We start from the raw sequence: 26969 nt of genomic DNA on the forward strand, positions 1-26969 counted from the left end.
TGGTCTCGGCCATCTCCCGGTAGGCCCACGGCCGGACGTCCCTTCAGCGGCGCAGCCGTGCGGTCCTCGAACTCGGTCTTGATGATGACGGGTTGGGTGATCACGACGCCGATGCCGAACGGCGCTGCCTCCTTGCGGAGCGTGTCGGAGAATGCACGAAGGCATCACTACTGCCGACTTCGTCACCACGATCAACGTCCTGCGCCGCATGGTCGCCAACCCGGGCGGCAACGATGGTTCCGACGACGGTGCCGGCGGGAGTTCCGCGAGGGGTGTCGGCTGCGTTCCGGTCGGCAGTACCAGGGCGTCGCGGGGGGCTTGCCGCGTGAGGACCGCGCCGATTTCGACGGTGGCCGCGCCGGCACTTCGTTCCCCCACAGCTCTGGGTCCAACGGGACCACCGCCGGTGCCGCATCGACCGGCACAGGCACCCTGCCCGCTGGTGCTTCCTCGTCCACTCCGACAAGAGCGTCGTCACGCAGCTCGACGAAGGCGACCGCAAGGGCCCCGGCCTGGTCACCGCGTCCGGCGTCCAACTCACCACCGTGGCCGGGCAGTTGATCCAGCTCGGCCTGCGCCCCGGCACGCGGGTCCTGGAGATCGGCACCGGATGGACGACTGCCCTGCTCTGCGGGATGGCCGGCGACCACAACGTCACCGGTGTGGAGATCAACCAGCAGATCACCGACGTCCACCGTGCGCTCCTTGACGCCCGGAGCTCCCGCCACGAGATCCTCTGCGCCGACGGCCTCCGCGAGGCAGCCGGCCGCGCACCGTACGACCGGATCCTGGTCACCTGCGCCCTGCATGACGTTCCCCGGCTCCCGATCGACCGCAGTCGTCCCGGAGGGCTGATCAGCCTGCCGTTCCCTTCGTACGGGCTGATCACCCGGGCCGACGCCGACGACCGCCGGTCCGCCGCCGGCGCCTTCCGCTCCCCCGCCCGCTTCCCGTGGACCTACGGACACCGGCAGCTTCTAAGGACTTACCGGCTCGGCGGGCGTGCTCCTCCCCTGCATCGGCTTGCTGCGGGCGATGCCGATCCCGGTGTATCCGCAGATCACCGCGAACACGGCGCCCAGGTAGCAGAGGAAGGCGTACGGCGCGTAGGAGAGGGTCGCGACGCCCAACGTGGTCGACATGTACATCCCGGCCTCGCTCCAGGGGATCAGCGGCACCATCACGGTGCCGGAGTCCTCCAGGGTGCGTGAGAGGTTCTTCGGCTCAAGGCCGTGCTCGGCGTAGACCTGTTTGAACCCCTCGCCGGGGATGAGGATGGTCAGATACGAGGTGCCGGTGGCCAGGGCCACCCCGACCGACGCCCCCACGGTCGCCAGCACGATGCCGCCGGTACGCTGCACGCGCCTGAGCAGACGGGCCATCAGGACGTCCATGCAGCCGGCCTCGGTGATGATGCCCGCGAAGGCGAAGCCCGCAAGGCCGATCAGCACGACGCTCGTCATGGAGGCGAGTCCGCCGCGGTTGAGGAGGGTCTGGGCTGCGGCCGGAACCGACTGCGGTGCCCCTCCGTGGGCGGCGAGCATGTCGACGTGGAAACCGTCGGACGCAGCCGTGCTCAGGTCGCTCAGGGAGAAGCCCTGCACCACGCCGCCGAGCACCGCCGCAACCATGGACGACAGGATGATCGTCGGCAGCGGCGGCTTGCGCAGCACCGCGCCGACCAGGACCACGAGCGGAGGCAGGAGCAACAGCGGGCTGAACGTGAACGCCTTGTCCAGGAAGGTGAGAAGTTCCTGCGTCGTGTGGCCCGGTTCCTGCGCTGCGCTCGTGTGCTGAGTCAGGCCGAGGAAGAAGTAGATGATCAGCGAGAGGACCGCGGCCGGGACCGTCGTGTAGAGGAGGTGGCGGATGTGCGCGAAGAGGTTGGCGCCCGCGACGACCGGGGCGAGGTTCGTGGTGTCCGACAGAGGGGACATCTTGTCGCCGAAGTACGCGCCCGCCACGACCGCGCCCGCCGTCATGGGGAGCGAGGCGCCCAGTCCGCCCGCCACGCTGATGAGGGCGACACCGACCGTGCCGACCGAGCCCCACGACGTCCCTGTGAGTGTGGAGACGACGGCGGTGATCAGGAATGACACCGGCATGATCCAGTGCGGCTCGATCGCTCGGAGCCCGAGGTCCACCATCATCGGGATGGTCCCGCTGATCATCCAGGTGCCGGTGAGCATCCCGATGGATATCAGGATCAGGAGCGCCGGCATCGTCGAATCGATCTTGCGGCAGATGCCGGCCAGCATCTGCTCCCAGCTCAGGCCGAGCCGCAGGGCGAAGGCCCCTGCGAAGGCTCCGGCGATGATCAGCAGGATCACGGGGTCGAGGTCCAGCCAGACCGTGCCGGTGACGAGAAGGGCGATCATCACGACGACGGGGGTGAGGGCCTGGAGGAAGGTCGGCCTGCGCCGGGGCGCCTCGGCCGGAGCGGTTTCTGGCATGAGTCGCTCATTTCGGGGTGGTGGAGGGCAGGGTTCAGCCGGCCGCCGGGTGGCCTGGCGCGCCGAAGATTCCTGTGACGAAGGTGAGGTGCGGCTACGACGTGTACGTCGGGTGTTCCGGCGTACTGCGAGGTGCGCGGGATGCCGGGTGGTGGACGAGGTGGGCGATACGGTCCGCGGGAAGTGCGGGGGCGTGGTGGCCGCGTACGCCGGTCACCGGGCGGGCGGCGAACAGGGAGCCGAGGACGGCCTCTTCGGTGGCTTCGGCGGCGGCCCGGAAGAACAGGTCGATCAGGGGGCCGTTCTCGGCAAGGGCCGAGGCCGGGCGGACGGGGCCCGATGGGCGGTGCGGGATGCGGTGTGTCGTCGACCAGGCCAGGGCGTACTCGCCGCTGCCGTGCTGGACGATGCCGCCGGTGCGGGCCAGGCCGACCGTTGCGCGCTTGGCTATGCGGCGCAGCTGACGGGCGTCGGCCGGGGCGTCCGTGGCGATGAGGACGACGCAGGACCCGGCACCGCGCGCGAACTCGGCCTGCTCCCCGGACTGTTGTGGGGTGAGGGTGCGGCCCACCGGGATGCCGAGCACGGTCAGGTCGTCGGCCAGACCGAAGTTGGCCAGGACCAGGGCGCCCACGGTGAAGCCGGTGCCGCCGTCAGCATCGACGAGGCGGGAGCTGGAACCGATGCCTGCCTTCCAGCCGAAGGCCACCATGCCGGTGCCTGCTCCCACCGCCCCTTCCTGCACAGGGCCGTCGGACGCCGCCTTCAGCGCGTCGAGAACGTGGTCCGGGCGCACGTGCAGGCCCCGGATGTCGTTGAGCCAGCCGTCGTTGCACTCGAAGACCACCGGATTGACGGTGCCCGTGGTGGTGCCGATCTCCGGGTGCCCGTCCAGCGCATGCCGGACCAGACCTTCGAAGGCGGAACCGACACCGAGCGTGTTCGTCAGCGCCAACGGCGTTTCCAGGACGCCCAGTTCGGCTATCTGGCTCAGGCCCGCCGCTTTCCCGAAGCCGTTGACGACCTCCAGACCCGCGGCCGGCTTCTCACGGAACAGCGAGCCGGGTGCCGGGACGACGACGGTCGCCCCGGTGCGCACCGGGAGCTCCGCGTCGTGTTGATCGAGCGTGAGGTGGCCGACGCGGACACCGGGGACGTCGGTGAGGGAGTTCGACGGCCCGGGTGGCAGGATGCCCGGGGCGATGCCCAGGTCGCGGGGGCGGGGCGCGCGCGTCACGGTGCGCTACGTCCCGTACGTTGCGCCCCCGGAGCCTCCTCGTTGCGGGCTTCGGATTGCATGGTCTGCAGCAGTTCGGTTTCCACCAGCGCGAGATGGGCCTCCATCAGGCTCGCCGCGCGATCGGCGTCGCCCTCCGCAACTGCCCCTGCCATCGCTTCGTGATCAGTCAGCGACGTCTCCGTGTGCGTGGTCCGCGAGGTGAGGCCACTGCGCAGCACGATCACCTGCTGTTGCACCAGCCACACCTGCTCGGCGATGCGTGGGCTGTGCGCCGCGTCCATCAGCGAACGATGGAAGTCCAGGTCCAAGTCGTACGGCAGCTTGCGTCCCGTCTCGCGGGCCTTGCGGGAGCGCTCGCACACCTTGCGCAGGCGGATCACCTCCTGCGGGCGGCGGCGGTGTGCGGCCATGCGTGCGGCTGCGCATTCGAGAGCCGCGCGCAGTTCGAAGAGCGCCGCCACGTCCTCGGGGCGGGCGGCGAAGACAGCAGCGCCCTTGTTGGGCACGTGAACGAGAAGGCCCTCGCTCACCAGTTGCCCGATGGCTTCACGCAACGGGCCTCGGCTGATGCCCAGATCGCGGGCGATTTCCACCTCGTTGAGGCGGGAGCCGGGCGGTAGCACGCCGGTGAGGATCTGCTCGCGCAGCATCTCCACGACTTGTCCCGCCAAGCCGCGGTGGACCAGTCCGGTCACGGGAATCTCCAAGGGGGCAAGGGGCCGGTGTGGTGCTCGCAGTACAGCACTTCCGGGGCCACGAAGTGTCGACAGTCACCACCGCAAGTGGTGACAGACGACAGTGGACAGGCGGCGCGGACCCGCTGTCAACGGTTCTCCGCGATCGTCTTTCATCGTGGCCGGCCGTCGACACCGGCGCCAAAAACTGATAACTGTCGACAGTTCGACGGGCCCGTACCGCACCTTGGCACGGCCCGCACAAACCGAAGGAGACGAGTATGAGCACCGCAGACACCAAGGAATCCCCTGCTCCCTCACGAGCATCACAGGACGCCTACCCCGTGCTCGCAGAGGTCTGGCGCGGCGACTTCCTGGAGTCCGTGCACCACGGATCGGTCGTGGCCCTCGACGCCGACGGCAACGCCGTGCTGACCGCGGGCCCCGTCGATGCGCCCGTCTACCCGCGCTCTTCCAACAAGCCCATCCAGAGCGTCGGCATGCTCCGCGCGGGACTCGGCCTCGACAGCGAACTCCTCGCGCTCGCCTGCGCGAGCCACTCCGGCGAGCCCTTCCATCTCGATGGCGTACACCGCATACTCGCGGGCGCGGGCCTGACCGAGGACGCCCTGCAATGCACCGCCGCACTGCCCATCGGCGCCGAGTCGCAGCCCGCACACCTGGCCGCCGGACTCGGGCCGACCCGCATCACCATGAACTGCTCGGGCAAGCACGCCGCGATGCTGGCCACCTGCGTGGCGGCAGGATGGTCCGTACGGGACTACCTCGACCCCCATCACCCCCTCCAGCTCACCCTGCGTGACGCACTGGAGGACCTCGCCGGGGAGAAGTCGACCGCGGTCGGCGTCGACGGCTGCGGCGCGCCCCTGTTCGCGCTCACCCTCACCGGCCTCGCGCGCGCCTTCGCCACGATCGCGACCGCCCCCGCGGGCAGCCACGAAGCGCGCGTGGCCTCCGCGATGAACGCCCACCCCGAGTACGTCGGCGGTACCGGCCGCGATGTCACCACCCTCATGCAGGCCCTTCCCGGCGCCGTCGCCAAGGACGGCGCCGAAGGCGTGTACGCCCTCGCTCTGCCCGACGGTTCCGCCGTCGCCCTCAAGATCGCCGACGGCGGACAGCGCCCCCGGCCCGTCGTCATGGCCGCGGCCCTGCGCCACATCGGCGTCGACGTCGACGCCGACCCGCGACTGTCCGCGCTCACCACGGCCCCGGTCCTCGGACACGGCGAACCCGTCGGTTCCGTACGGCCGTCGGCCGCACTCGACCTGCGCACGCCCACGCCTGGACACCTGGCCGGCCGACCGGTCCGCTGACCTGCCGAAGACACGCGGGCGTTGACGCATCCTGTGCCGTGACCGCACCCACAGTCGGCGGCCCGAAACCCTGGCGGCCGCAGTGGTGGATGCTGCGGTACGGAGCCACGGCGCCTTGCTTCGGAGGCATCCGTGCCCCGTCGACGCCGGGTACGTTCCCGCGTTCCTTCACCCACAGGCATGCTCTGCAACGGCGCCGCCACCCTGCAGCGCAGCCTGCTGCCGCGGGCGCTGCCCGCCTCACCACCGTCGTGGTTGCCCACCGGTACCTGCCGGCCCAGGCCGGGGTGGGGTGGGCGCGGCGACCGGTTCGACGTCATCGGCCTCTCCGGACCTGGGGTCGCCCTCGTCGGCGACGTCGTGGGGCACGGGCTGCGCGCCGCCGCGACCATGGGCCACCTGCGTACGGCCGTCCACAACTTCTCCCCCTCGGCCTCGCGCCCGACGAGCTCCTCACGCACCCGACGAACTGGTCGACCACCTCGACACCGAAGGGTCCAGGAAGGTGAACTCAGCGGCGCCACCTGCCTGTACGCCCTCTACGCCCCGGCCACAGGAGTGTCCACCCTCACCCGGCCACCCCGGGCCCGCCCTCGTAGCCCCCGACGGCGGCGTCACGGGACGCTCGCGCTGTGGGGCTGGGCGGGGCGCCTGCGACAGGTTGCGCACTGCGGCCGAGGAACGAACGATGACGCTGGAGAGTTCACCGGAGGACGACCACCAGCCGCGGCCGGTGTGGCCGCACGACAGGGCGCGCAGATGCCCGTGGCATGGAGTGAACATGACCGACCTTCCGCCGCCGATCACCCCTTACCTCGAACCCGCCGCGAAGGAGCTGGCCGAAGCGACCGACCCGCACCCCCGGATCTACGAGGTCCCCCCGGAGCAGGGCCGTGACATCCTGCTCGGCCTGCAGAGCGGCGCCGGTGTGACCCGCCCGGACGTCGACGAGGAGTGGGTCGACGTGGACGCCGGCCAGTGGGGCACGGTCCGCACCCGCATCATCCGGCCCAAGGGGTCCAGCGGGCCACTGCCGGTGGCGCTCTTCCTCCATGGCGCCGGCTGGGTCTTCGGCGACGACAAGACCCACGACCGCCTCTTCCGCGAACTGACCGTCGGGGCGGGAGCCGCGGGCGTCTTTCCCGTCTACGACCGGGCACCGGAGGCGAAGTACCCCACCCAGGTGGAACAGAACTACGCCGTGGGCCGGTGGGTCCTGGAGCACGGCGCGGAGCACGGTATGGACACCTCGCGCATCGCCGTCACCGGCGACTCGGTCGGCGGCTGCATGTCGGCGGTGTTCGCGCTGATGAACAAGGAGCGCGGCGGCATCGACCTCAAGGCCCAGGTCCTGCTCTACCCGGTGACCAACGCCGACTTCGACACCCCCTCCTACCTACAGTTCGCCGAGGGCTACTACCTCACCCGCGACGGCATGAAATGGTTCTGGGACGCCTACACCACCGATCCCGCCCAGCGCGCCGAGGTGTACGCCTCCCCGCTCCAGGCGCCCCTGGAGCAGCTCCGGGGACTGCCCACCACCCTGGTGATCACCAACGAGGCCGACGTGCTGCGCGACGAGGGCGAGCAGTACGCCAACAAGCTGCGCGAGGCCGGCGTGGACGTCACCTCGGTCCGGGTGGCCGGCGCGGTCCACGACTCCCTCCTCCTGGACAGCCTGCGCGACACCCGCGCCGCCAACGTCGCCCGCAAACTCGCTGTCGACGCCCTGCGGACGGCGCTGCACGACAGCTGAAACGACATCTGCGCGCGCATTCCTCTGCACGGACGGTACGGCGGGCCCGACGCCTCGGCCGGGCACTCAGGAGGTCGCGCTGCTCCTCCCTGGACGGTCTCGTCGGCCTCAGGATCGCGTTCCGGCGCCGGGGCGCTTCCTCGGGCACGCCGAGAAAGACCCCGCCGCTCGGCCGTGGCCGATCAGGTCAGTTCAGCGGTGATCTGCCAGAACGGCAGCAGAACTCTGCCGTGTTGGTCGACGGCCACGGCGTCATCCCGCTCCGAGGCACCTGGCACGGCGGGCACCAAGTTCTGCCATGCCTGCCGGGTCAAACCCGTGGTGTAGTGGCGGGGCTTCATGCGCCGGATCGTCCACCCGTCGCGGAAAGCCTCGCGCAGGCTTCGTTCGTCCATGTGGGCCGGCATCTTCAGGCGAGCGGCCAACTCGTCGCGGAAGCACAGGGCATGAAGCCTCGCACCGGGCGCGCACACCCGACGCAGCCCAGCGAGGTACGCCCGCCGCTGATCGGCGTCCAGGCAGTGCAGCATGGCGCTGTCGACGACGGTGCGGAAGCCTCCGGGGACACCGATGCCGTGCAGTTCCGTCGCGTCGGCGACCGTGAAGGTCACCGGGCTGCCGGCGGCGGTGGCCTTGGCCCGACTGCGCTCGATCGCGGATGGTGCGGCGTCGAAGGCGGTCACCTCGTAGCCCCGGCCGGCCAGGAACAGGGCGTTGTCCCCGAGCCCACAGCCGCATTCCAGAACCGGACCGGTGATCTCGCCCGCCGCTTCCAGCTCGACGACCAGCGGCTGGGGAGCGTCCAGTTCCCACGGGATCAGGTCCGACCGGCGGTCGTCCGCTCCGTAGGAGATCTCGTGCCCCTGGTACACCGCCTCGAAATTCAGTGCCGGCTCCCGGCTGCCTTGGTGGTCACTCGCAGGATGCAGATCAACCATCCAACCCTCACCTCTTCTAGTAGACGGGGTTGTTCACTAAAGCGAGTGTAGGCAGTAAGGAACGCCATCGTCTACTGTTGGATCCATGGCAGAGAGTGCGACACCCGGCCGCCGCCGCCGAGGTACGGAACTGGAACACGCGATCTACGTCGCGACGCTCGACGAGCTTGCCGCGAACGGTTACGGCCGACTCGCCATGGAGGGCATCGCCGCCCGTGCCGGCACGGGCAAGGCCGCGCTCTACCGGCGGTGGCCCGGCAAGCAGCCCCTCGTTCTGGACGCCCTGCGCTACGCCCTTCCCCCGCTGCCCGAGCCGGACCCGGAGCACTCGACCCGGGAAAACCTCGCCGCCGCACTCGCCGCCTTCAGTGGTGTGCTGGCCGGCAGAACTCTCGTACCAGGCATCGAGTTCATCGTCGACCTGCTGCGCGAGCCGGACCTGCGTGCCATGTTCGCCGACGGGATCATCGCGCCGCGTCTTGAGCGCATCGAAGGCATCCTCCACGAGGGCGTGCGCAGCGGCGAGTTGGGCCCCGAGGTCGTGCACCCGCTGGCCGCTCGCACTGGTCCCGCTCTGATACTGCAGACCTTTCTGCTCACCGGCGAGCCACCGAGTTCGCGGGAGATCGACCTCATCATCGACACCGTGCTCCATCGGACCGAATGAGATGACTTCTCATGGGAAGCGGTGGTTGAACGACCATTGATCGCTTCTTCCTCATGTGAGGGGCACTCCCCCTGGCCATCGAGGCTCCCGAGCTGATCGTCACCGTGGTGCTTGCCAGGCGGCGGCTGCGGGGTGGCGACGGCCAGGGCGGACTGCTTGTCGGCAAGGGCGCTCCATCCGCAAGTACGCCGGCGACCTGCGGGGCTCGTCCTGCTCTAGAGCCGGATTCCTCTTCGACGGGGTGGGCACAAAGGTGGTGCGGGCTGCTGATTCGGGCCGTTCGGGGGCAAGTTGCCGTGCCGAAGCAGAGCGGCAGTGCCTTCGTTCCACTCCGCCTGGCCGATCTCCCCGACCTCCGGAGCGGCATACAGGCGGCGCCCCTCGGATGGTCGTTGAGAGTGTTGCGCCACGCCTCCGGGCCAGACCTTCGGATACGCACCACACACGGTGAACAGCCAGAGGGTCGGCGGTGAGCACACCGGCGAAGTCAAGGATGCGGCCGAGCTGTTCGTGCCCGTAGCCCCAGCGCAGCCCGGTGTGGACGCCGAGCAGGCACATCGTGCGCCACACGGCAGGGAGTTCGTCGAGGATGCTCTGCGCCTGGTCGAGCGTGAACCACTGCGGCGGCGTGACCGCGATCTGGGGCAGGTCGATGCTGCTGCAGGGGCTCACCGCGATCACGTCGTCGGCAGCCGCGCACATGATGGAGGACGTCAGGCTGTAGGCCCGATTGATGACGGCTGCCCCTGCCCCCTTCTCCACCAGGACGCGGATCCAACTCCGTGCGCCCATGCGGGTGATGGCGCGCATCCCCCAGCCTGCCCAGCAGGGCAGAACGTGCGCGCGACGCTACGCACTGCCACTTCCCCTCGCCGGACCTGGCGCCGGCGGAACTCCACGTCGCGCGCAACGGGTACCGGACGCGTGCATGAATCCGCCGACGGCGCAGGCGCAGCTTTCGCCTACCTACCGACACACCTCATGCCGGAAGTACCGGCATCGGCAGTCAGAGCCCGCCGGTGTTCTCGTGTCGGCCCACGCCCTCCAGCGCCAGACACACATGCCCCGCGTGGCCAACTACGGCCGGAATGGCCTTCCAACGATCGACATCGCACAAAGAACCATCCGGACACCCACTAGAATCGCACGTGCGAACGATTTGTTGTTGCCTGTGGATCTCCCACGGCCGAGGGTGATCGCCCGAGCTGATTCCACGTAACTTACCTGCCTCCAGCTGGAGCTGGACCACGCCCGCCGACGCACCGCCGAGGCGGCTACCGCCGGGAGCGCCCTCCAGCACGCCGTGAAGGCCCGCCGCTCGGCGTCCGGACAGGGCTGCCCTCCCGCGAGCCGGCGGATCTCCAACTCGCCGGGAGCATCTCGTGGTCCGCCCCTGCTTCCTCCTGCACTGCCTCGAAGAAAGGACATCCGCGTGCTGTTTTCAGCCGAGCCGTACACCGAGAACTGCGCTCGCATCTCTGCAGACGCCGAACACGCCCTCATAGGTCTGTCCCCCTTCAACAGCTATTACAAGACACATGTCATCAAGTCCCTGACAGCGTGGGCGGCAGCCACGTTCAAGCGAGTGGACGTGCTGGTGCCCGGTGCGGAAGGGGCGCTCACTTTGACCGCATCGGGCTGGACCCACGAACATGCCGAACGCCGCCTGCGCGAGGCCCGCAAGCGGCTTTGCGGCCCGGCACGCCGGGCGTTGGCCGAGGCGGGGGTGGAGAACCCGAGCGAGCACGTGCACACATGGAGTGAGCTGCTGGAACGGGCGGCGTACCGGGAGCTGCGCGAGCAGGTGGGCGACGGCTGCCGCACGGACCCGGGGCTGCGTCGCCGCGTGCGGGAGATGACCCGGAGGGCCGTCGACGCCCTGACTCCGGGCGAACCGGACGAGCAGCAGGTCAACACGGCTCTCGGCTATGTGCTCGCGGAGCTGCCGTTCATGGTGGACAGCCCGTCGATCTTCGACGTGAAGTCATCGGTGTTCGTCTATCACCAGCAATTCGACCTGGCCCACTCTCTCCTGAACGGTAATGAGATCTCGGCTGTGCGCATCAATCCGGAACAGGGATTCCTTGTGGTCCGGCCCCAGGAGAACCACTGACCCCTGCCTCCATCATGACCGGTGCAGGACGGTCCGGCTGCTGCCGAACAGCACGGCGAGGGGGTCTAGGGCCAGGGCGAACCGCAGGTGTAGCGCGATGGCCAGGATCTGTTCGGGGAAGCCGAGCGGGGCGGGCGGCCGTGTCGGGTATTGCCGTCGGAGGGCAACGCCGACGTGGAGTCGTCACCGGCGCTGCGGTCGGAAGCCGACCCCCGGTGCCCGGCAATCCGCTGACTGTGCGCTGCGGACGCTTCATGCTGTCGATGGCTCGGCGCCATTTTCGTGTGGAAGCCGGCGCCGAGAGGGCGCCGGCTTCCACTCGGCGGGCGCGGGCCAACGCGTCTGCCGGGCCCTGAAGCGGTTTCGGGTTTGCGACCAGTAGCCGTCAGGAGTCACCGACGGCTGCCCGTCGGTGTTGTACTGGGCACTGTCTTGGCGAACGGGCATGCACCGCAAGCCCGTTGGAACAGGCGGTGAGCCACTGCCAGCATGATGGGTGCTCAACTTGCCGCAGTAGAACCGGTTGTCGCGACGCAGAAGGCCAATGATCTCCGTGACGGAGAGAGAAACGCTGGCGGGGGCCGGGATGCCGTAAAAGGGACATAGGTTCTGAGGCGCTGGGGCGCTCGCGGGGCGGGCTGAAAGGAACGAGACGGTGATCGACGCCAGCGGCGCCAGCCCGGCGGGACTGCCTGAACGCCAGGCGGTCAAGGGGACGTCGCCCGGTCGAGTTGAAGTCTTCATGGCACACGTCACTGCACCGCTGCGGGTTCCGGGGCCGAGGACCCCGGAACCCGCGCAACGGTCTACCGGGCCGCGTTGTCGGGGTAGGCGGCGGTCGCCTGTATCTCGACGAGGAGTTCCGGGCTGGCGAGGCCGCTGACGCCGATGATCGACCAAGCAGGGTACGGCGCCTTGACGAGGCGCTGCTTGGCCTCAAGGAAGCCGGGCATGTTCTCGCGGATGCCGACGTGGTAACTGGTCACGTCCACCAGGGCGCTGAGGTCGAGGTTCTCCAGTCGCAGGATCTCCTCGATGCGCCGGATGGCGATCTCGGTCTGCTCCTCGACGGTCTCCCCGGCGACACCGTCGGGGCGGCGACCGATCTGGCCGGAGATGAACAGGTGCCCGTGCGAGCGGATCGCGGCGGCGTGGCCGAAGCGGGCGAAGGCGGTGGTGGTCCCTCCGAAGACCGGCGAGTCGTCGGGGACCTCTACGGGGTAGCTGGGCATTGCGGTGTGTCCTTTCTCTGTCGTCTCTGTCGATCGAGGGCGGGGCGGGTCGGTCAATCGCCCCATCGGGAGGAGTTGCAGGCGTGCTCCATCCTGGTCCGGCCGAATGCCTCGCGTTCGCGCAGGAATTCACCGGGTATCGAGTAACGGGGGCCGTTCGCCGGGTTCTTGGCGGCTTGCGCGACGATCGCGTCGGTGAGTGAGCGGATCATCTCCAGCCGTGGATAGGCGGCGTGGACGGCGTCGGCCTGCTCGTCGCTGAGGGCGTCTACGTGGGTGGTTCCCATCGGGCCGCCGAAGTCGAGCGCGACGCCTTCGCGGACGAGTACGCACAGCGTGCCGCGGTGCTCCGTGATGCCCGTGGAGGTGTGCAGGGCGATGGCCTGCCAGACCTCGTCGGCGTCCACCGCGGACCGTCCGTGTTCGATGAGGAACGCGGCGGCCCGGTCGGCGCCCTCGACCTCGAACCGCTGGGTGTGCGGGCCGTCCGACGCTACGCCGAGGTCGTGCATCGTGCACGCCGCGAACAGCAGGTCGTCGTCGTAGTCCTGCCCGGCGGCCAGCGCGAGGCGTGCGGCCACGAGCCGGGCGAACAGGTAGGTGCGGATGCTGTGGTTGAACACGGACGGCGTTTCCACCGGCTTGATGAGTTGCACGACAGCGCCGGTGAGCGGTGTGTCGGGCAGCGTGATCAGGTCGGCGGCCGCCTCGTGGGCCACCTGGCTGTGGGTCGTTCCGGTCATGTCCTCCAGACTGGCATTCACCGCCCTGACCAGGTGAGTGGCAATAATGACGGGGATCATTAGAATATTGCCATGCTGATGCATCGAGTCGCGGTCCTGGCGTTGGACGGCGTCACTCCGCTCGATCTGGCGATCCCGGCACAGATCTTCACCGCCCGCCCGGAGACCCCCTATGAGGTGACCGTATGCGGGCTCGACTCCACGGTTGCGACCACCGCGGGCTTCTCCCTGGTCACCGATGGGGGCCTGGACCAGGTGCGCGCCGCCGACACCGTGATCGTGCCGGGACACGAACCGCTGATACGGCCGCCGCAGGACGTGCTCGACGTGCTGGCCGAAACACGCGACCGGGGCCGGCGGGTGGTGTCGATCTGCACGGGCGCCTTCACACTGGCCGCGGCGGGCGTACTGGACGGGCTGCACGCCACGACCCACTGGCAGCACGTTGACGAGCTCGAACAGGACTTCCCGGCCGTCAGGGTCGACCGCGACGTGCTCTACGTCGACGAGGGGGACGTGCTCACGTCGGCCGGGGTGTGCTGCGGCATCGACCTGTGCCTGCACCTCGTGCGCCGCGACCTGGGGGCGATCGTGGCCAACCGGATCGCCCGCAGCCTGGTGGCCGCACCGCACCGCGACGGCGGGCAGGCCCAGTACGTACCGGCTCCGGTCACCGTGGCCGGAGAGGCGTCGCTCTCCGAGACCCGGGGATGGGCCCTGCACCACCTCGACGAACCGCTCACACTCCGTGTGCTCGCCCGGCACGCGGGCGTCTCACCACGCACCTTTATGCGCCGGTTCGCCGCGGAGACGGGCACCACCCCCTTGCAGTGGCTTCTGAGCGCCCGCCTCGGCAAGGCACGTGAACTGCTGGAGACCACGAGCCACTCGGTGGACCAGGTGGCACGCGACTGCGGCCTGGGCACAGCAGACAACCTGCGTCTGCACTTCCGGCGAGCACTCGACACCACCCCCACCGCCTACCGGCGCACCTTCACCCGTTGAAATCATCCGCGCCTTGGACACCACGGTGGGCCGACTCGTGGAGACCGCCGCTGACGACGTGGTCACCGGTTTGACGACCGGCCGCGCCCACGACTTGCCGCACCGACCCGTGAAGAGACGACGGTGTGCGGCAGGCTGTTCGCGATCGAGCCGAGCCCGAAGTAGCCGCCGCTGCCGCAGCCGGGCCCACGCACGTCGATCCCCCATCCGAGGACGGAACGGCCGCACCGATGACCAGGCCCGCCACCACGACACCGCTGCTGCGCGGCCGTCGAGCTGGCAGCGCCACGACGGCACAGTGGCAGGCCGGCATCACCCCGGCCGTCGAGGTGTCAGTGGACGATACGCACCGCGGTGACAACGAGGACCGCGGCGCTGATGTAGTACACGACCAGGGCGCCGCCGACAGTTGCTTCGCGGTAGTCACGGTCGCCGGGTTTGACCAGGGTGGATCCGTGGCCGTACGGATCGGCGCCCAGCGTCTTGGTCATGGTCTGTTCGAAGGCGGCGCGGACTGCGGGTTGCACGGCCTTGCGTGAGGCCTGAGCGGGGTCGGCGTACTGGATGCGGTACGGCTCACGCCACCCCCGAGTGGTGCGCGTCGTCCTGCGGGACGCAGCCGGAGAAGTCCCCGGCCCTGGGGCGGGCGACGATCGCGTCATCCTCGTCGGCGGCTTCGGCCGGCATGGTCCAGCGGGCGAGGACCAGAGCACGGGCAGCGTCATCGAACCTGTCGAGGGTGGGGTCGTCGCCGATGCCGATGCGAGCCGGTCCGCCAGGACGTGGGAGACGATCGCTACGGCATCACCGAGGGGCTGGTCGGCGGTGAACCGGCCGCTCGCCGCGCGACTGTCTTCTAGGATCGCCGGGGCCTGGGCCTCTGGGTCTCAAACAGCCCTTCCCTCCTCCATTCCTCGTACGGAAGGGGTCCTGCGGCGTCACGGCGTGCACGGTGGTGGTTGGTGGGGTGGCCGGCAGGAGTGCGGCAGGTTCCGCGCAACGGCTGTCATGCGGGTGCCTTGGCGAAGATCACCGGAAGCTGGCCAACAGCACCGATAAGCGGCTCCTGACAGCTTTCGAGGCGGAGAAGCCCGGCAGCCGGGCCGGTCTTCGTTCTCCGGTGTGGCACCGGCGCTTCGGGCTGTTACGTGCCGATGCCGATCAACGCGAGGGTGATGTTGTCGGGGCCGCCCGCCTCGATGGCGGACTTCCACAGTTCGAAGGCGGCCCGGCTGTCGCCGTGGGCGCGCAGCAGGCCGTCGATCGCGTCCTCCGGTACGGGGTCGGTCAGGCCGTCGGTGCACACCAGGTAACGGTCGCCTGCCGCGAGCGGCGAGGACGTGACGTGGGGTGTGACGGCGCTGAAGCGGGGAGCGCCGCCGAGCGCCTGGGTGATGACCGACGTGGTGCGCTGTCCTGGCGCCGGCGGCGGGCTGTCGTCCACGCTCACCCGGCGGAGCCCGTCTTCTGCCGCGTCGAGCACGCGGCTGTCGCCGACGTTGAACACGAGAAGCGAGTCGGCCAGGACGACGGCGCCGGCGACCGTGGTTCCCATCGTGCGCAGTGCCGGATCGCGGTCGGCGGCTGCGTACACCGCGTGATTGCGGATCTCCAGGGCGTCACGGACGGCGTCCTCGCAGTCCAGCGAAGGGCCGAACGACGCCAGTTGCCGGACGGTCAGTGCGCTGGCCACCTCGCCGCCCGGCTGCCCACCGATGCCGTCGGCGACCGCGACGACGAGCGGTTTGCCGAGCGGGAACACCAGCGTCTGCGGGTTCTCGGTGACGGTGCCGCACAGCGTCCACGGGCCGATCACCGCGCTGTCCTCGTTGTGCTCGCGGATCAGTCCGGTATGGCTCAGGGCAGTCACCGTGATGTACCGCATGAGGGTCTCCCGCCTCTCCGTGGCGGCGGGTGCGTTCCGCACCACCATTGTGGCGCCGCGGGAGCGCGGTGTCCTCGCCGTCGGCCCGGAGACGGGCGGGGAGCCCGGCCCGGGTCAGCCGGTCCCGCCGCCGCCCAGGGTGTGCCGTTGCATCAGCCGGGAGATGTCCTTCCCGGTGACGATCCCCACCAGGCGCCCCGTGTCCACGACGAGGATGCGCATGCCGGTACGCAGGCTGAGCTTGTCGAGGGCCTCGCTCAGCAGGTCGTCCGGAGCGGCGACCGCGCACTGGGACAGCGGGGTCGCGACCTCGCGTACGCGCAGCGCCTCCCGGCGTGCTCCCGGTACCGCGGCGAGCCTGCTGATCTGCACGATTCCGCTGGGGCGCCCTTCGAAGTCGAGCAGCGGCAGAGCGGAATGGCGGGCCTGCACCGCCACCTCGTCGATGAAGCGCTGGGCGGTCAGCCAGTCGGCGCCGGTGGCCACCGGGCTGGACATGGCGTCGGACACCCGCACCCCGCGCAGTGCCGTGTGGACGGTGGAGCGTCGCCGCTCCGAGGCGGCCGCGAGCATGATGAACAGGCCGACGAAGACGAGCCACAGCCCACCCTGTGCGCCACGCAGGACGGAGATCCAGCCCACGGTCACCAGCAGCACACCGATGATCTGGCCGCCCCGGGAGGCCGCCAGATCGGCCCGTTCCCGGTCGCCGGTGCGCCACCACAGCACCGCCTGCACCACACGTCCGCCGTCGAGCGGCACGGCGGGCAGCAGATTGAACACGCCCAGCAGCAGATTCGCCCACCCGAGCCACACCAGGACGACGGCGGGCACCGCCCAGCCGGACAGTGTTTCCAGCCCGATGCCCGCTCCGAACGCGGCGCCGCCGATGACCAGGCTCGTGAGCGGCCCGCTGACCGCCACCATGAAGGCCGCCCGAGCGGTCTGCGGCCGCCCCATCCGCGTCACACCGCCCAGCGCCCACAGCGTCACGTCCTGCACCGTGATCTTCTTCCTCCGGGCGGTCGCGGCGTGCGCCGCCTCGTGGAGCAGGAGGCTGCCCATGAGCAGCAGGGCACCCGCGACACCGGCGACGGCGTACACGGCGTCCGAGCGGCCCGGGAGCGCGAGGGGAAGGGCCTGGTGGCCGAGCCCGTACGCGAACAGGAACACCAGCAGCGGCACGCTCCAGTGCATCCGCAGCGGTACCCCGACAACACGTCCTATACGGACCGAGCCGTTCATCATCGTCTCCCGCAGGCCCGGCACCCGGTCCACCGAGCAGGACCTCGCGACCTGCACTCCGTGAACCGACCTGCTCGGCACTCACCACAATTGTCGCTCTCGCGCTGCCTGCGGCGGCAGTCCACGGGCAACGGATCGCCGGATCTAGGCTGGACATACGGGCCGGACGTGGGGAGCGGACGTACGGCCTGCGTCGGGTACGGGGACGGCGCTGCGGGAGGTGTGCCATGGGGCGGAGCCACCACTTCCACCTGGACGAGGGCGGCCACTCGATCACGGTGAACGTCGGGCGCGGCCGGGACGGGGAGATAGAGCTGCTGGTCAACGGCAAAGTGATCGCGTACCGGGAGGAGCACGGCCCCGGGATGAATGTGCTGACCGGCGAACTTCCCGGCGATCCCGTCCGCCCGTTCCGGGTCCGGGTACGCGAGCCGCGCCTCGTCCCGACCGGGCCCAGATGCACGCTGGAGCTGGACGGCGGCGCGGAACAGCCCATGCCGGAGCGGCTCGTGCCGTGAGCCCGGGCGTCATCTGTCGGTGATGCGGGGGTGGCCGCACTGCACCGCCTGTGCCTGCGTGAGCTGCGTCGGCGTCCGTCGAACGGCCAGGAATGCGCCGTGGCCGATGCCTCCCGGGAAGCGGCTCACCGCGTCCGTCGAATCAAATCTGTCACCGGCTTGATCGCGGAGCACATACCCTCTCGGGGTATATTGACCGGCCAGGCTCGCAGAAAGCACGGGAGCATGAGATGGCGGTACGGGAGACCCCGTGGCAGCAGGCCGGCGGCGCCGTCCGCTGTGCGCGCAGCCTCGTCATCGCTTTGCTGGCCGTCCTCGCCGTACTGCTCCATCACGAGATATCCGCTGACGTGAGCACGACGGGGGCGGCTACGGCCGCACATGCAATGCCGCACGCAGTCTCGACGTCCGCCGAGCAGACGCCGGCAGGATCCGTCGGGCAGGTCATGGCGATGGACGGCGCTGACGGTGCCGCGTGCCCTTCGACGGCCATGCAGCACTGCTCGTCCGCGGGTCTCGACTCCCTGCATCTCACCCCACCGGCCAAGTCCCCGCTTCCCGCCGGTCCGACGCACGACACGACGACCATCGGCACGAACGGCGCCCGGACCACGAGCCGCGCGCCGCCCGACCTCTCCGTCCTCTCTCAGCTGCGCATTTAGGCCGCGTCCCACGGCACCCGCGTCCTCGCGACGCGACCGGGCCGTTTCCGGACACCGCCCGAACGCACCTCGCGCATTCCCTCGCGCACTGAGAAGAGGCCCCGTGAACAGCGTCAACCGCCGCTCCGTCCTGCTCGCCGGACTCGGCGTGGCAGGCGCCGGCGCGCTCGCCGCCTGCAGCAGCAACAGGTCCAGCAAGTCCCCCTCCCTCGTCAGCCCTTCGGGGTCCGAGGTCGCCCGTGCCGAGAAGAAGCGGTCCGGCACAGGCAAGGTGAGCCGCGTCGGTCTGACCGCCGCGCCCGCCGTGCTCGACCTGGGCGGCGGCATCACGGCCAAGTCCTGGGCCTTCAACGGCCGGACCCCCGGCAAGGCGATCCGCGTCTCCGCCGGCGACACCGTGGCGGCCGAGCTGTCCAACCAGCTGCCGGACAAGACCATGACCTCCCTCCACTGGCACGGCATCGCACTGCGCAACGACATGGACGGCGTGCCGCCTGCCACCCAGGCCGCGGTGCGCGCCGGCTCCACCTTCACCTATCGCTTCATCGCCGACGCACCCGGCACATACTTCTTCCACCCCCATGTCGGTCTCCAGCTCGACCGCGGCCTGTACGCCCCTCTGATCGTCGAGGACCCCAAGGAACCGCTGTCGTACGACGACGAGTGGGTCGTTGTGCTGGATGACTGGCTGGACGGGGTGGCCGGCACACCGGACGAGGCGTTCGCCGAACTCACGCAGGGCATGGGCGGGATGGCCATGAGCGGCGGCAGCACGGAGGGGATGAGCGCCTCCCCATCGGCGTCCGCCTCCAGCGGCATGCCGATGAAGTTCATGCTCATGGGGGCCCGCAGCAAGCTGCTCGGTGGTGACGCCGGAGACGTGAAGTACACGTACCACCTCATCAACGGAAAGGTCCCGGCCGACCCCTCCGTCTACACCGGTAAGCCGGGCCGGCGGGTGCGCCTGCGCCTCATCAACGCGGGCGGCGACACTGCCTATCGGGTCGCGGTCGGCGGGCACAAGATGACCATTACGCACACCGACGGCTTTCCGGTCGACCACCGGCAGGTTGACGCCCTGCTGATCGGCATGGGCGAGCGGTACGACGTCCTGGTGACCCTCGGCGACGGTGTCTTCCCGCTCGTCGCGCTCGCCGAAGGCAAGGGCGCGAGCGGTATGGCGCTGCTCCGCACGGGCTCGGGCACCGCGCCGGAGGCGACCGTACGCCCGAAGGAACTGGACGGCGTGATCATGACCGCCGCCGAATTGCGCGCGGCCGATGAGGTGCGGCTGAGGCCGAAGAAGGTCGACCGGGTGCACCGCGTCGAGCTGACCGGCGGCATGGAGAAGTACAACTGGGCCGTCAACGGCGAGCGGTTCACCATGGCGAACCCGACGGCGAACCCGCTCCTGGTCGAGGAGGGCCAGCGGGTCCGGCTCGACTTCGTCAACACGACCGACATGTGGCACCCGATGCACCTGCACGGCCACACCTACCAACTCGGTAGCACGGGCCCGCGCAAGGACACCACGATCGTGCTGCCCGAGCAGAAGGTCTCCGTCATCTTCGACGCCGACAATCCGGGCCGGTGGATGCTGCACTGCCACAACGCGTATCACGGCGAGGCCGGGATGATGTCCCTCGTGGCCTACCAAGCCTGAGACTCCCTGCCCACACGCGCCGGGGCAGGACTACACCGGACCTGCCCCGGCACGCCCCGTTCCCGTTGCGGGGACGCCGGCAGAACCGGACAAGCCGCAGAACGAACGCGGTGAGCCGGCTGTGCCGGAGCGCTGACCGCCGACCGTGAGAGGACGGCCGCGCCGCACGGGGGGGCGATCCCGTACTCGATCGCCGGCGCGGTCAACTGCGGTTCCACTGCCGTTCGGAGCCTTGGGAGTGCAGGGCGTCGAGGTGCGGGGATGGCAGCAGGTCGGCGAGGAACTGTGTGACGGCGACCGAGACAGGCCCGCCTATCGGTCAGTTCGGGATGTCGGCCTTGAACTTCTTGGTCAGATCGGCGCCGCGGATGACGCCGTTGGTGTGGTAGAGCAGGCCCCAGGCGCTGATGGCGGAGCCGTCGGCGAACATGCACGGGTCGTGGAGACGCTCGTTCCCGGCACCTTTCTCGGCCCAGCCGCCGACGTCGGGCTTGTCGCTGTACTTCCAGGTGCCGCCGAGCTGGGTGCAGTAGTCGTGCGCCGGCTGACCGGTGCCGCCGCCCTTGGGCTTGGGCTTGTTGACGTACGCGAGCGCGGCGAGAGTGGGCTTGCCGGCGGAGAGAGTGTCGGCGGCGATGACCATGTCGCTCTTGTCCTCGGCGACCCAGCGGCAGAATTCCCGCTCCCCACCCAGCGGAAGGGCCTGCCCTTGCTGGCCCACCCAGGGGACGTAGGTGGCCGGTTCGCCGCCCTGCTTCGTACACCACTGGGCGGGAGTCTCGGCCTTTGCCGCCGGACTGGCGCTGGCCTGCGTCATCGTCAGGATCGCTGCGGCGGCCGTGGCTGAGGCAAGTGCTGCGGTACGAGCGCGCATCGGATGCTCCCAAGACGGGGGATGAAATCGCGCACAGTGTGAGGCCGATTGCGTGTACGCGTCAACGGGCAGGGCGGCGGAGCCACATGCCGAGCCGTGCCCCCCCTCGCGCCCCCGCCGGCCCGTAGCCGGTGCCGTTGGTTCTTCCCCGTGGCGGTGCGGGGCAGCTCTGCGACGAACTCCACGGCGCGGGGTACGTGTACGGGGCGATGGTGTGGCGGACGAAGTCCTGGAGTTCGGCCGTCTTGGCCTCATCTCCGTGCACGCCCGGACTGAGGACGACGTATGCCTCGGCGCGGTGGCCCTGGTCGCCCTCCCCAAGCCCCGCAGCCGCACCACCGACCGACCAACACAGCAGCGTGCCCCGGTGCAGGCCGCACGCCCTGCGGCCTGCACCGTCATTTGGCCAGATAGCCGCCGTCGACCACGTGGTCGCTGCCCGTCACGTACGAGGCGTCGTCGGACACCAGGAATGCGATGAGGGAGGCAACCTCGGTCGGCTGGGCGGTGCGCCGCAAGGGAACGGAGGCAAGGAGACCATCGGTGGCCGAGGAAGGGAGTGAGGCGACCATCGGGGTGTCGACGATGCCCGGCGATACCGACAGGACACGGATGCCGTGGTCGGCGTATTCGCGGGCCGCGGTTCGGGTGAGGGCGAGGACGCCCTGTTTGGCGGCGGCGTAGGGGCCATGGCCGCGGAAGGCCGCATGTGCGGCTATGGAGGCGAGGTTGACGATGACACCGCCTGTGGTGGCCATCGCCGGAAGCTGGCAGCGCATCGCGTGGTAGACGCCATACAGGTTCACCCTCATCACGGTGTCGAAGTCGGCGAGCGGGAGTTCGGCCAGGGGGCTGAGGGGGCCGTTGAATCCGGCGCTGTTGACCGCGATGTGCAGGCCGTCACGCAGGGCGGCGGCTTCCTCGACGACGCGGGTGACGCTGTCCGGGTCGGTGACGTCGACCCGGCGGGCCAGGGCGGTGCCACCGGACGCGGTGAGCTGCCCGGCCACACGGGCCGCACCGTCCTCGTCGAGGTCCGCGACCACCACCGCCGCCCCCTCCGCGGCCAGTCGCCGGGCACACGCCGCGCCGATCCCGGAGGCACCGCCGGTCACCAGGGCTACGCGGTCCCGCAGCCGGCCGGGGTGCGCAGCGGGGTCGCCTGATGGCTGTGCGTGCGCTGGCATGTGCGGCTCCTTGGCAACGGGAGGGAGAGGAGAAGGGTGGAGGGTCAGTTCGGGCGAGGGCGCGCCGTGAGCAGCAGCCGGTCCGGGCGCAGGACGGTGCCGACCAAGGGCCGTACGGGAGTGGTGTCGGCCGGTGTCAGGCTCCGCCGAGTGGTGAACGCGGCGAGTGCCAGGGTCAGTTCAGTCCAGGCGAAGTCTTCGCCTATGCACAGTCGGCTGCCCGCTCCGAACGGCAGGTAGGTATGGCGCGGCGCCTTCGCGGCGGCGTCGGGCGGCCAGCGCCCGGGGTCGAAATGCTCCGGGTTCTCGTACAGTTGCGGATCGCGGTGCAGGGCGTACGGGCTGAAGAACACCTCGGCCCCCGGCGAGAGCCGTACGCCGCCGAGGGTGACCGGCTGTGCCGCGCGGCGCATCAGCAGCCAAGAAGGCGGATGCAGCCGCAGCGTCTCGGCCAGCACCTGCCGTGTGTAGACCAGCGCGGGCAGATCCTCGAAGCCGGGGGGCCGTCCGGCGAGAACGGTGTCGAGTTCCTCGTGGAGCCGCCGTTGGACCTCGGGGCGGCGGGAAATCTCGTACAGCGTCCAGGCCAAGGACGCGCTGACGGTGCCGGTGCCGGCCAGGAAGAGGGTGATCAGTTCGTCGGTCACTTCGGCGTCGGTCAGGGAGCCTTGCGGGCCGCCTGTCAGCAGGAGCATCGAGAGGAGATCGCCGCGGTCCCGGCCGTCGGCGCGGTAGGTCTCGATGATCCGGCGCTGGACGGCCACCAGCCGCCGCAGCGGGCCGGGATCCGGAGGGCGCCACCCCGGCACCAGCGGGAGGCGTTCCGCCCAGGCGTGCAGCGGGGACAGGGCCAGGCGCATGGAGTGGTACTTGACGGACAGCCAGCCCTTGACGGCGGTGTGCAGGTCGGGGTCGTGGGGATCCGCGAAGAGGGTGCGCAGCAGGATGTCGAGGGTCAGGCGGTGGATCTCCGGCACCAGATCGAGGGTGGTCCCTGGCTCCCAGGCGGCGGACCGCGCCAGGGACCGTTCGGACATGACGCGGGCGTAGCGGGCGATCCGGTCGTGGTGGAAGGCGGGTTGCATCAGACGGCGGTGGCACAGGTGGCGGTCGCCTGCGGCGGTGATCAGCCCGTCGCCCAGCGGTATGCGCAGGGCGTCGAACATCCCGCCCTTGTCGAAGGAACGAGCGTGAGCGGTCAGCAGCTCCCGTACGACTTCGGGGGCGTTGACGATGTGGACCGGTCGCGGGCCGATGTAGATCTTCGTCATCGGTCCGTGGTGCCGCAGCCCGCTGACGAAGCGCAGAGCGTCCCTGCGCATCCGTGGGGCGTGGCCGACCAGCGGCATGCGGCCGGGGGCGACGGGGGCGCGCACAGGGGCATCGGTGCGGGGACGTCCCTGGCCGCCGGTCAGCGGTGCATCGATGTTCCTCACGCCGTCCCCGCTCTCCCCGCAGCGCTTCGGAGCTGGCGCTGTCCGGCGAAGAGGCCGTCGACGGTGAACGCATGGGTGTGGGTGGGGCTGTGGGTGAGGAGCGGTCGCGGACCGTACATGAGAGGTACGCCCGGCCAGGTGCCGTCGTCGTGCTGGGTCTGCACAAGGTAGTCGAGCCCTGGCACCCAGATTTTCTCGTATGCCTCGTATGTCCCGGCGAGCAGGCCGCCTCGTTCGAGGGCGGCGAGTGCCAGGCCGGTGGCGGCGGGGGTGCTCGGACCGTCCGCCTCGACGGGCCAACCGCCGTCAGGATTACGGGTTTCGGCCAGGGCTCGGGCGGCGGGATGGCCGCCCTGGCGCGCTGCGGGGGCGAGAGCGGGCAGGACCTCGGCGGTGGCGTACGGCAGGCCCTGGTACCACCCGGCGTGCCAGCGTCCCCACTCGGCGAGGCGGTCGGCGAGCCAGCTGCGCGCCGTGGCCAACTGAACGCGGTGGCGCCCGCGGTGGCGGTCCAGTGCGGTGACGACATGGGCGATCACGTCGTCCACCGGAGGGTCCTGTGCGGACTGCCAGGTCCGCCAGAGCCCGTCGGCCGTCTGTTGTCGGGCCAGGTGACGCAGCCCGGCCTGTACCGTCGCGCCGGGTGCGCCGCTTACGCCGCTCAGAGCGATCAGGGCCGCCGCGGTGGTGTCGTTGTCGGACTCGACGCCCGAGCGGTAGGGCCAGCCGCCGTCCGGGTTCTGTGCCGCGACCAGGAACGTGAGGGCGGCCGGCAGCGCGTGACGGTCGAAGGCAGCCGCGCTGTGGAAGGCGCGTACGGTCAAGGTGGTGTCCCAGACATCGCTGGTGGAAAAGCGCCAGGTGCCGTCCGGGAGTTGGCTGCTGAGCAGGTACTCCGTGCAGCGGCGGGCGGCAGCCGTGTCAGGGTCGACGGCCTGGAGCGCGAGCGCCGCGAGAGCGGTGGTGACGGGATTGGCGAAGAAGTCGCCCGAGGGGGATTGCTGGTGGGCGATCCTACGGGCGGTGCGCCGGGCGGATATCCGGTCGCCGAAGTGGGTCTCCACCAGCACGTGTGCGGACCAGAGTTCCACCTGTGTCCAGCGCTTGAGCTGTCCTCCGGCTGCGACTGCGGTGGCCAGCAGGGTCCGCAGCGCTTCGGCTTTGGTGTCGCTGTGGATCGCCCGACCGGTGTGCAGGGCGATGGCCTGGAGGAGCCGGGCGCGGGCCGACAGGGCCTGGTCCGCGAAGGAGGGGTGGCTCACGTCGACGGGGTCGTCGGTGTCCAGCGCCAGGGACAGCAGCGCGGTCTCCACGGCGTGGGCCACGGGATGGTGGTTCTGCGGGGCGGCGCCGTCCGCGAGCCAGGCCCTGCCCCGCCCGGCTGCCCGGTCGGCGCCGGGGTGTGATGAGTGAGCCAGGGCCAGTGTGCACAGTGCGGTCTCGGTGATGCGAGGGGCGGGGGTGGCCAGCCATGAGCCGTTGTCGCGCTGGGTGGCGAGAGCATGTCCGGTGGCGAGGGCGAGCGCACGTCCGACACGTGGTGCGAGCGTGGGCGACAAGTCCCCGTCCGGTATGGGCAGTACCCCACGATCCGTTGACATCCGGCCTCTGTTCCTCCTGGTTCCGGTGGTTCCGTTCGTGCTGCCCTGCCGCGTATGCGTGACTCAATGTGGAGGACCGCCCGGCCCGCTGTGCCCCTGCCAGGTGCCGGCGGGGCGAGCGGGCTGCGGGCGTACGCACGGGTCCGGGTGAGGGTGAACTGCCGGTGCGTGCCGCAGTACGCGGACGTCGGGCCGCACGCGGGAGCGCGGGGCGTAACCTGACGGCGTGGACACCTCGTTACCCGTCGGCCACCCTCCCCAAGAGATCATCTCCATAGCGGATGCATGCTCCGCCGCATTGCAGAACATGCCGCGGCTGGAGATCTGGCTCAAAGAGCTCGGGCTGCCCGTGGACCCCGCACTCGTACCCCTGATGTGTCTTCAGACGGCGTTCTTCACACCGTGGTTACCTGCGGAGACCTGCTACCAGGTATCCCGGCTCACCCTCTGGCTGATGGCGATCGACAACGTCCTGGACGCGCCGGATACATCGGCGGTGCCGCAAGCGCCGGACTCCGTGGGCCCGGACGAGCCCCAGGCCCGCATCCGGACCTGGCACCGCGTCCTCGCGGGGCGCGGCCACTGCGGCGGTGATCCCGTAGCGCGCGCTCTGGCGGATATCGCCGGGGGCCTGGACCGCGACGGTCGGCCCGAGCTCCTCGCCGTCTGGCGGGAAAGCATGCATCACACGCTCATCGGCATGCGGCGCGAACGCGAGGCGGCCCGGCCGACGGCCGCCGCCGGCAGCCGTGCGTCCCAACTCGCCGACTATCTACGGCACGGCGCCTGGACCATCGGCGTCGAACAGCAGGTCACCGCCCTGTGGGCCCTGATGGACGAGCCGGATCTGCCCCGGCGCCTTCCCGAGCTGCTCGGCGCACTGCGACAGGCCGCCATCGCGATTCGCCTGCTCAACGATCTGCGTGGCCACCACCGGGAACAGGCCGAGGGCAAGACCGACGCACTCACCATCGGCCTGAGCGAGCAGGAGGCGTACCTGCGTGCCGAGGCGGGGCTTGAGGACTGCCGACGCGCCCTGGCTCCGCTCACCGCCGCCGGGTACGGTTCCGCGGTGGCGCTGGAGCGGGTGGTGCTCTGGCATGCGCGGATGTACCACCGCTTCGACCCCGTACGGCCCGGCCGGGCTGCTGCCGCTCTGCTGCCGGGCAGCACCGCGCACATCCGGCGCACATCCCCCGTCCCCGAACCGAGGAAGATCCCGCCCATGAGCATCGAGCACGTCGAGCAGGAAGTTCTGGACACCATCGCGTCCGGAGGGGAGTACGACCACACGAAGCTGGCGGAGCTCTTCGACCGGCTCGAACCGGTCGGCACCGCTCTCCTCATCGGCACGTGGCGAGGCGGCGGCTTCGAGCACACCAGCGCGAACGCCGCGCTGCTGGCCGAGATGCGGTGGTACGGCAAGCGATTCGTCGATGCCGATCACGTGGAGCCGCTGCTGTGCCGCGACGAGGAGGGGACGGTCTACTCGAAGGAAGAGATGGGCCTGGCGACGCTGCGTGAGGTCGTCTACCGCGGCAAGCAGTCCGCGGCGATGGTCTACGACCAGCTGCCCATCATCGACCATTTCCGCCGGCTCACCGACGATGTCCTGCTGTGCGTGATGGACAAGAAGGGCGACCCCGAGGACTTCATCTTCCACCTCACCCGCGTCCCCGCGCCTACGCCCCAGCCGTCCGGCAACGGCGGATAGCGCACCCGTGAGTCGGGCCTGGTGGA

The 26969-nt window shown here is 70.2% G+C and carries 24 protein-coding genes and 3 pseudogenes; 12 read left to right on the forward strand and 15 right to left on the reverse strand.

The genetic code is table 11. The features are described from left to right. Positions 1–512: 512 nt before the first annotated feature. Positions 513–857: pseudogene (locus LIU39_RS35520) on the forward strand (hypothetical protein); the annotation flags it as partial. Positions 858–977: 120 nt separating this feature from the next. On the opposite strand, the gene nhaC reads toward LIU39_RS35520, so the two are convergent. The 3 genes from nhaC to LIU39_RS09940 form a co-directional block, all read right to left on the reverse strand. Continuing rightward, positions 978–2453, reverse strand: a complete 1476-nt coding sequence (nhaC, locus tag LIU39_RS09930) for a Na+/H+ antiporter NhaC (protein ID WP_227046256.1) — start codon at positions 2451–2453, stop codon at positions 978–980. 94 nt (positions 2454–2547) lie between these two features. Then, the gene (locus LIU39_RS09935) at positions 2548–3690 is read right to left on the reverse strand and encodes a DmpA family aminopeptidase (RefSeq protein WP_227046257.1); all 1143 of its coding nucleotides are present in this window, start codon (positions 3688–3690) and stop codon (positions 2548–2550) included. Continuing rightward, positions 3687–4388 carry a GntR family transcriptional regulator gene (locus LIU39_RS09940; protein WP_227046258.1) on the reverse strand — a complete coding sequence of 234 codons (702 nt, stop codon included), beginning with the start codon at positions 4386–4388 and terminating at the stop codon, positions 3687–3689. Before LIU39_RS09940 ends, LIU39_RS09935 begins: the two co-directional genes overlap by 4 nt. A 260-nt stretch (positions 4389–4648) precedes the next feature. Between LIU39_RS09940 and LIU39_RS09945 the strand changes: the two genes are divergently transcribed. The 3 genes from LIU39_RS09945 (at position 4649) to LIU39_RS09955 (ending at position 7460) form a co-directional block, all read left to right on the forward strand. Beyond that, the gene (locus LIU39_RS09945) at positions 4649–5704 is read left to right on the forward strand and encodes an asparaginase (RefSeq protein ID WP_227046259.1); all 1056 of its coding nucleotides are present in this window, start codon (positions 4649–4651) and stop codon (positions 5702–5704) included. Between the two features lie 390 nt (positions 5705–6094). Next, positions 6095–6601, forward strand: a complete 507-nt coding sequence (locus LIU39_RS09950) for a hypothetical protein (protein WP_264482611.1) — start codon at positions 6095–6097, stop codon at positions 6599–6601. Next, the gene (locus tag LIU39_RS09955; RefSeq protein WP_227046261.1) at positions 6486–7460 is read left to right on the forward strand and encodes an alpha/beta hydrolase; all 975 of its coding nucleotides are present in this window, start codon (positions 6486–6488) and stop codon (positions 7458–7460) included. Before LIU39_RS09950 ends, LIU39_RS09955 begins: the two co-directional genes overlap by 116 nt. A gap of 182 nt (positions 7461–7642) precedes the next feature. On the opposite strand, the gene LIU39_RS09960 is transcribed toward LIU39_RS09955, so the two are convergent. Further along, the gene (locus LIU39_RS09960; RefSeq protein WP_227046262.1) at positions 7643–8398 is read right to left on the reverse strand and encodes a class I SAM-dependent methyltransferase; all 756 of its coding nucleotides are present in this window, start codon (positions 8396–8398) and stop codon (positions 7643–7645) included. Positions 8399–8483: 85 nt separating this feature from the next. Between LIU39_RS09960 and LIU39_RS09965 the strand changes: the two genes are divergently transcribed. After that, positions 8484–9065 (forward strand): TetR/AcrR family transcriptional regulator, encoded by a 582-nt coding sequence (locus LIU39_RS09965; RefSeq protein WP_227046263.1) that lies wholly within the window; start codon positions 8484–8486, stop codon positions 9063–9065. 302 nt (positions 9066–9367) lie between these two features. Here LIU39_RS09965 and LIU39_RS09970 read toward each other — a convergent pair. After that, positions 9368–9623, reverse strand: a pseudogene (locus LIU39_RS09970) (hypothetical protein); the annotation flags it as partial. Between the two features lies 1 nt (position 9624). Here LIU39_RS09970 and LIU39_RS09975 point away from each other — a divergent pair. Both LIU39_RS09975 and LIU39_RS09980 read left to right on the forward strand, forming a co-directional pair. Then, entirely contained in the window at positions 9625–9789 is a 165-nt protein-coding gene (locus LIU39_RS09975) for a hypothetical protein (RefSeq protein ID WP_227046376.1), read from the forward strand. Between the two features lie 708 nt (positions 9790–10497). Continuing rightward, positions 10498–11178 (forward strand): tRNA-dependent cyclodipeptide synthase, encoded by a 681-nt coding sequence (locus LIU39_RS09980; RefSeq protein WP_227046264.1) that lies wholly within the window; start codon positions 10498–10500, stop codon positions 11176–11178. Between the two features lie 15 nt (positions 11179–11193). Here LIU39_RS09980 and LIU39_RS35525 read toward each other — a convergent pair. The 3 genes and pseudogenes from LIU39_RS35525 to LIU39_RS09990 form a co-directional block, all read right to left on the reverse strand. After that, a pseudogene (locus tag LIU39_RS35525) lies at positions 11194–11363 on the reverse strand (ISAzo13 family transposase); the annotation flags it as partial. A gap of 621 nt (positions 11364–11984) precedes the next feature. Continuing rightward, a complete protein-coding gene (locus LIU39_RS09985) occupies positions 11985–12410 on the reverse strand; it encodes a Rid family hydrolase (RefSeq protein ID WP_227046265.1) in 426 nt (141 codons plus the stop codon). Positions 12411–12463: 53 nt separating this feature from the next. Next, complete coding sequence (locus LIU39_RS09990; protein ID WP_227046266.1) at positions 12464–13153, reverse strand: HD domain-containing protein; 690 nt, start codon at positions 13151–13153, stop codon at positions 12464–12466. A gap of 72 nt (positions 13154–13225) precedes the next feature. Between LIU39_RS09990 and LIU39_RS09995 the strand changes: the two genes are divergently transcribed. After that, positions 13226–14158: a GlxA family transcriptional regulator gene (locus LIU39_RS09995; RefSeq protein WP_227046267.1), complete on the forward strand. Its 933-nt coding sequence runs from the start codon at positions 13226–13228 to the stop codon at positions 14156–14158. Positions 14159–14490: 332 nt separating this feature from the next. Here LIU39_RS09995 and LIU39_RS10000 read toward each other — a convergent pair whose 3' ends face one another. The 3 genes from LIU39_RS10000 to LIU39_RS10010 form a co-directional block, all read right to left on the reverse strand. Continuing rightward, positions 14491–14685, reverse strand: coding sequence for a type II toxin-antitoxin system RelE/ParE family toxin (locus LIU39_RS10000; protein ID WP_227046268.1), 195 nt, complete (start codon positions 14683–14685; stop codon positions 14491–14493). 617 nt (positions 14686–15302) lie between these two features. After that, a complete protein-coding gene (locus tag LIU39_RS10005) occupies positions 15303–16043 on the reverse strand; it encodes a PP2C family protein-serine/threonine phosphatase (protein ID WP_227046269.1) in 741 nt (246 codons plus the stop codon). A gap of 114 nt (positions 16044–16157) precedes the next feature. Beyond that, complete coding sequence (locus LIU39_RS10010; RefSeq protein WP_227046371.1) at positions 16158–17288, reverse strand: site-2 protease family protein; 1131 nt, start codon at positions 17286–17288, stop codon at positions 16158–16160. A gap of 227 nt (positions 17289–17515) precedes the next feature. Between LIU39_RS10010 and LIU39_RS10015 the strand changes: the two genes are divergently transcribed. The 3 genes from LIU39_RS10015 (at position 17516) to LIU39_RS10025 (ending at position 20131) form a co-directional block, all read left to right on the forward strand. Continuing rightward, on the forward strand, positions 17516–17806 hold the full coding sequence (locus LIU39_RS10015; protein ID WP_227046270.1) for a hypothetical protein: 291 nt from the start codon (positions 17516–17518) through the stop codon (positions 17804–17806). Positions 17807–18036: 230 nt separating this feature from the next. Continuing rightward, positions 18037–18468: a DUF6153 family protein gene (locus LIU39_RS10020; protein WP_227046271.1), complete on the forward strand. Its 432-nt coding sequence runs from the start codon at positions 18037–18039 to the stop codon at positions 18466–18468. A 103-nt stretch (positions 18469–18571) separates the two neighbouring features. Then, positions 18572–20131, forward strand: a complete 1560-nt coding sequence (locus LIU39_RS10025; RefSeq protein ID WP_227046272.1) for a multicopper oxidase family protein — start codon at positions 18572–18574, stop codon at positions 20129–20131. Positions 20132–20450: 319 nt separating this feature from the next. Here the strand turns inward: LIU39_RS10025 and LIU39_RS10030 are convergent, their stop codons facing one another. The 4 genes from LIU39_RS10030 to LIU39_RS10045 all read right to left on the reverse strand — a co-directional run bounded on the left by LIU39_RS10030 (position 20451) and on the right by LIU39_RS10045 (position 25229). Further along, a complete protein-coding gene (locus LIU39_RS10030; protein WP_227046273.1) occupies positions 20451–20948 on the reverse strand; it encodes a hypothetical protein in 498 nt (165 codons plus the stop codon). Positions 20949–21403: 455 nt separating this feature from the next. Continuing rightward, positions 21404–22192: an SDR family NAD(P)-dependent oxidoreductase gene (locus tag LIU39_RS10035; protein WP_227046274.1), complete on the reverse strand. Its 789-nt coding sequence runs from the start codon at positions 22190–22192 to the stop codon at positions 21404–21406. 44 nt (positions 22193–22236) lie between these two features. Continuing rightward, positions 22237–23628 carry a cytochrome P450 gene (locus LIU39_RS10040; protein ID WP_227046275.1) on the reverse strand — a complete coding sequence of 464 codons (1392 nt, stop codon included), beginning with the start codon at positions 23626–23628 and terminating at the stop codon, positions 22237–22239. Next, a complete protein-coding gene (locus tag LIU39_RS10045) occupies positions 23625–25229 on the reverse strand; it encodes a prenyltransferase/squalene oxidase repeat-containing protein (protein WP_227046276.1) in 1605 nt (534 codons plus the stop codon). Before LIU39_RS10045 ends, LIU39_RS10040 begins: the two co-directional genes overlap by 4 nt. A gap of 226 nt (positions 25230–25455) precedes the next feature. Here LIU39_RS10045 and LIU39_RS10050 point away from each other — a divergent pair, with 226 nt between their 5' ends. Further along, positions 25456–26943: a DUF4334 domain-containing protein gene (locus LIU39_RS10050; RefSeq protein ID WP_227046277.1), complete on the forward strand. Its 1488-nt coding sequence runs from the start codon at positions 25456–25458 to the stop codon at positions 26941–26943. Positions 26944–26969: the final 26 nt, after the last annotated feature.

Source organism: Streptomyces pinistramenti (assembly GCF_020564935.1).
In the GTDB taxonomy this organism is placed as follows: Bacteria; Actinomycetota; Actinomycetes; order Streptomycetales; family Streptomycetaceae; genus Streptomyces; species Streptomyces pinistramenti.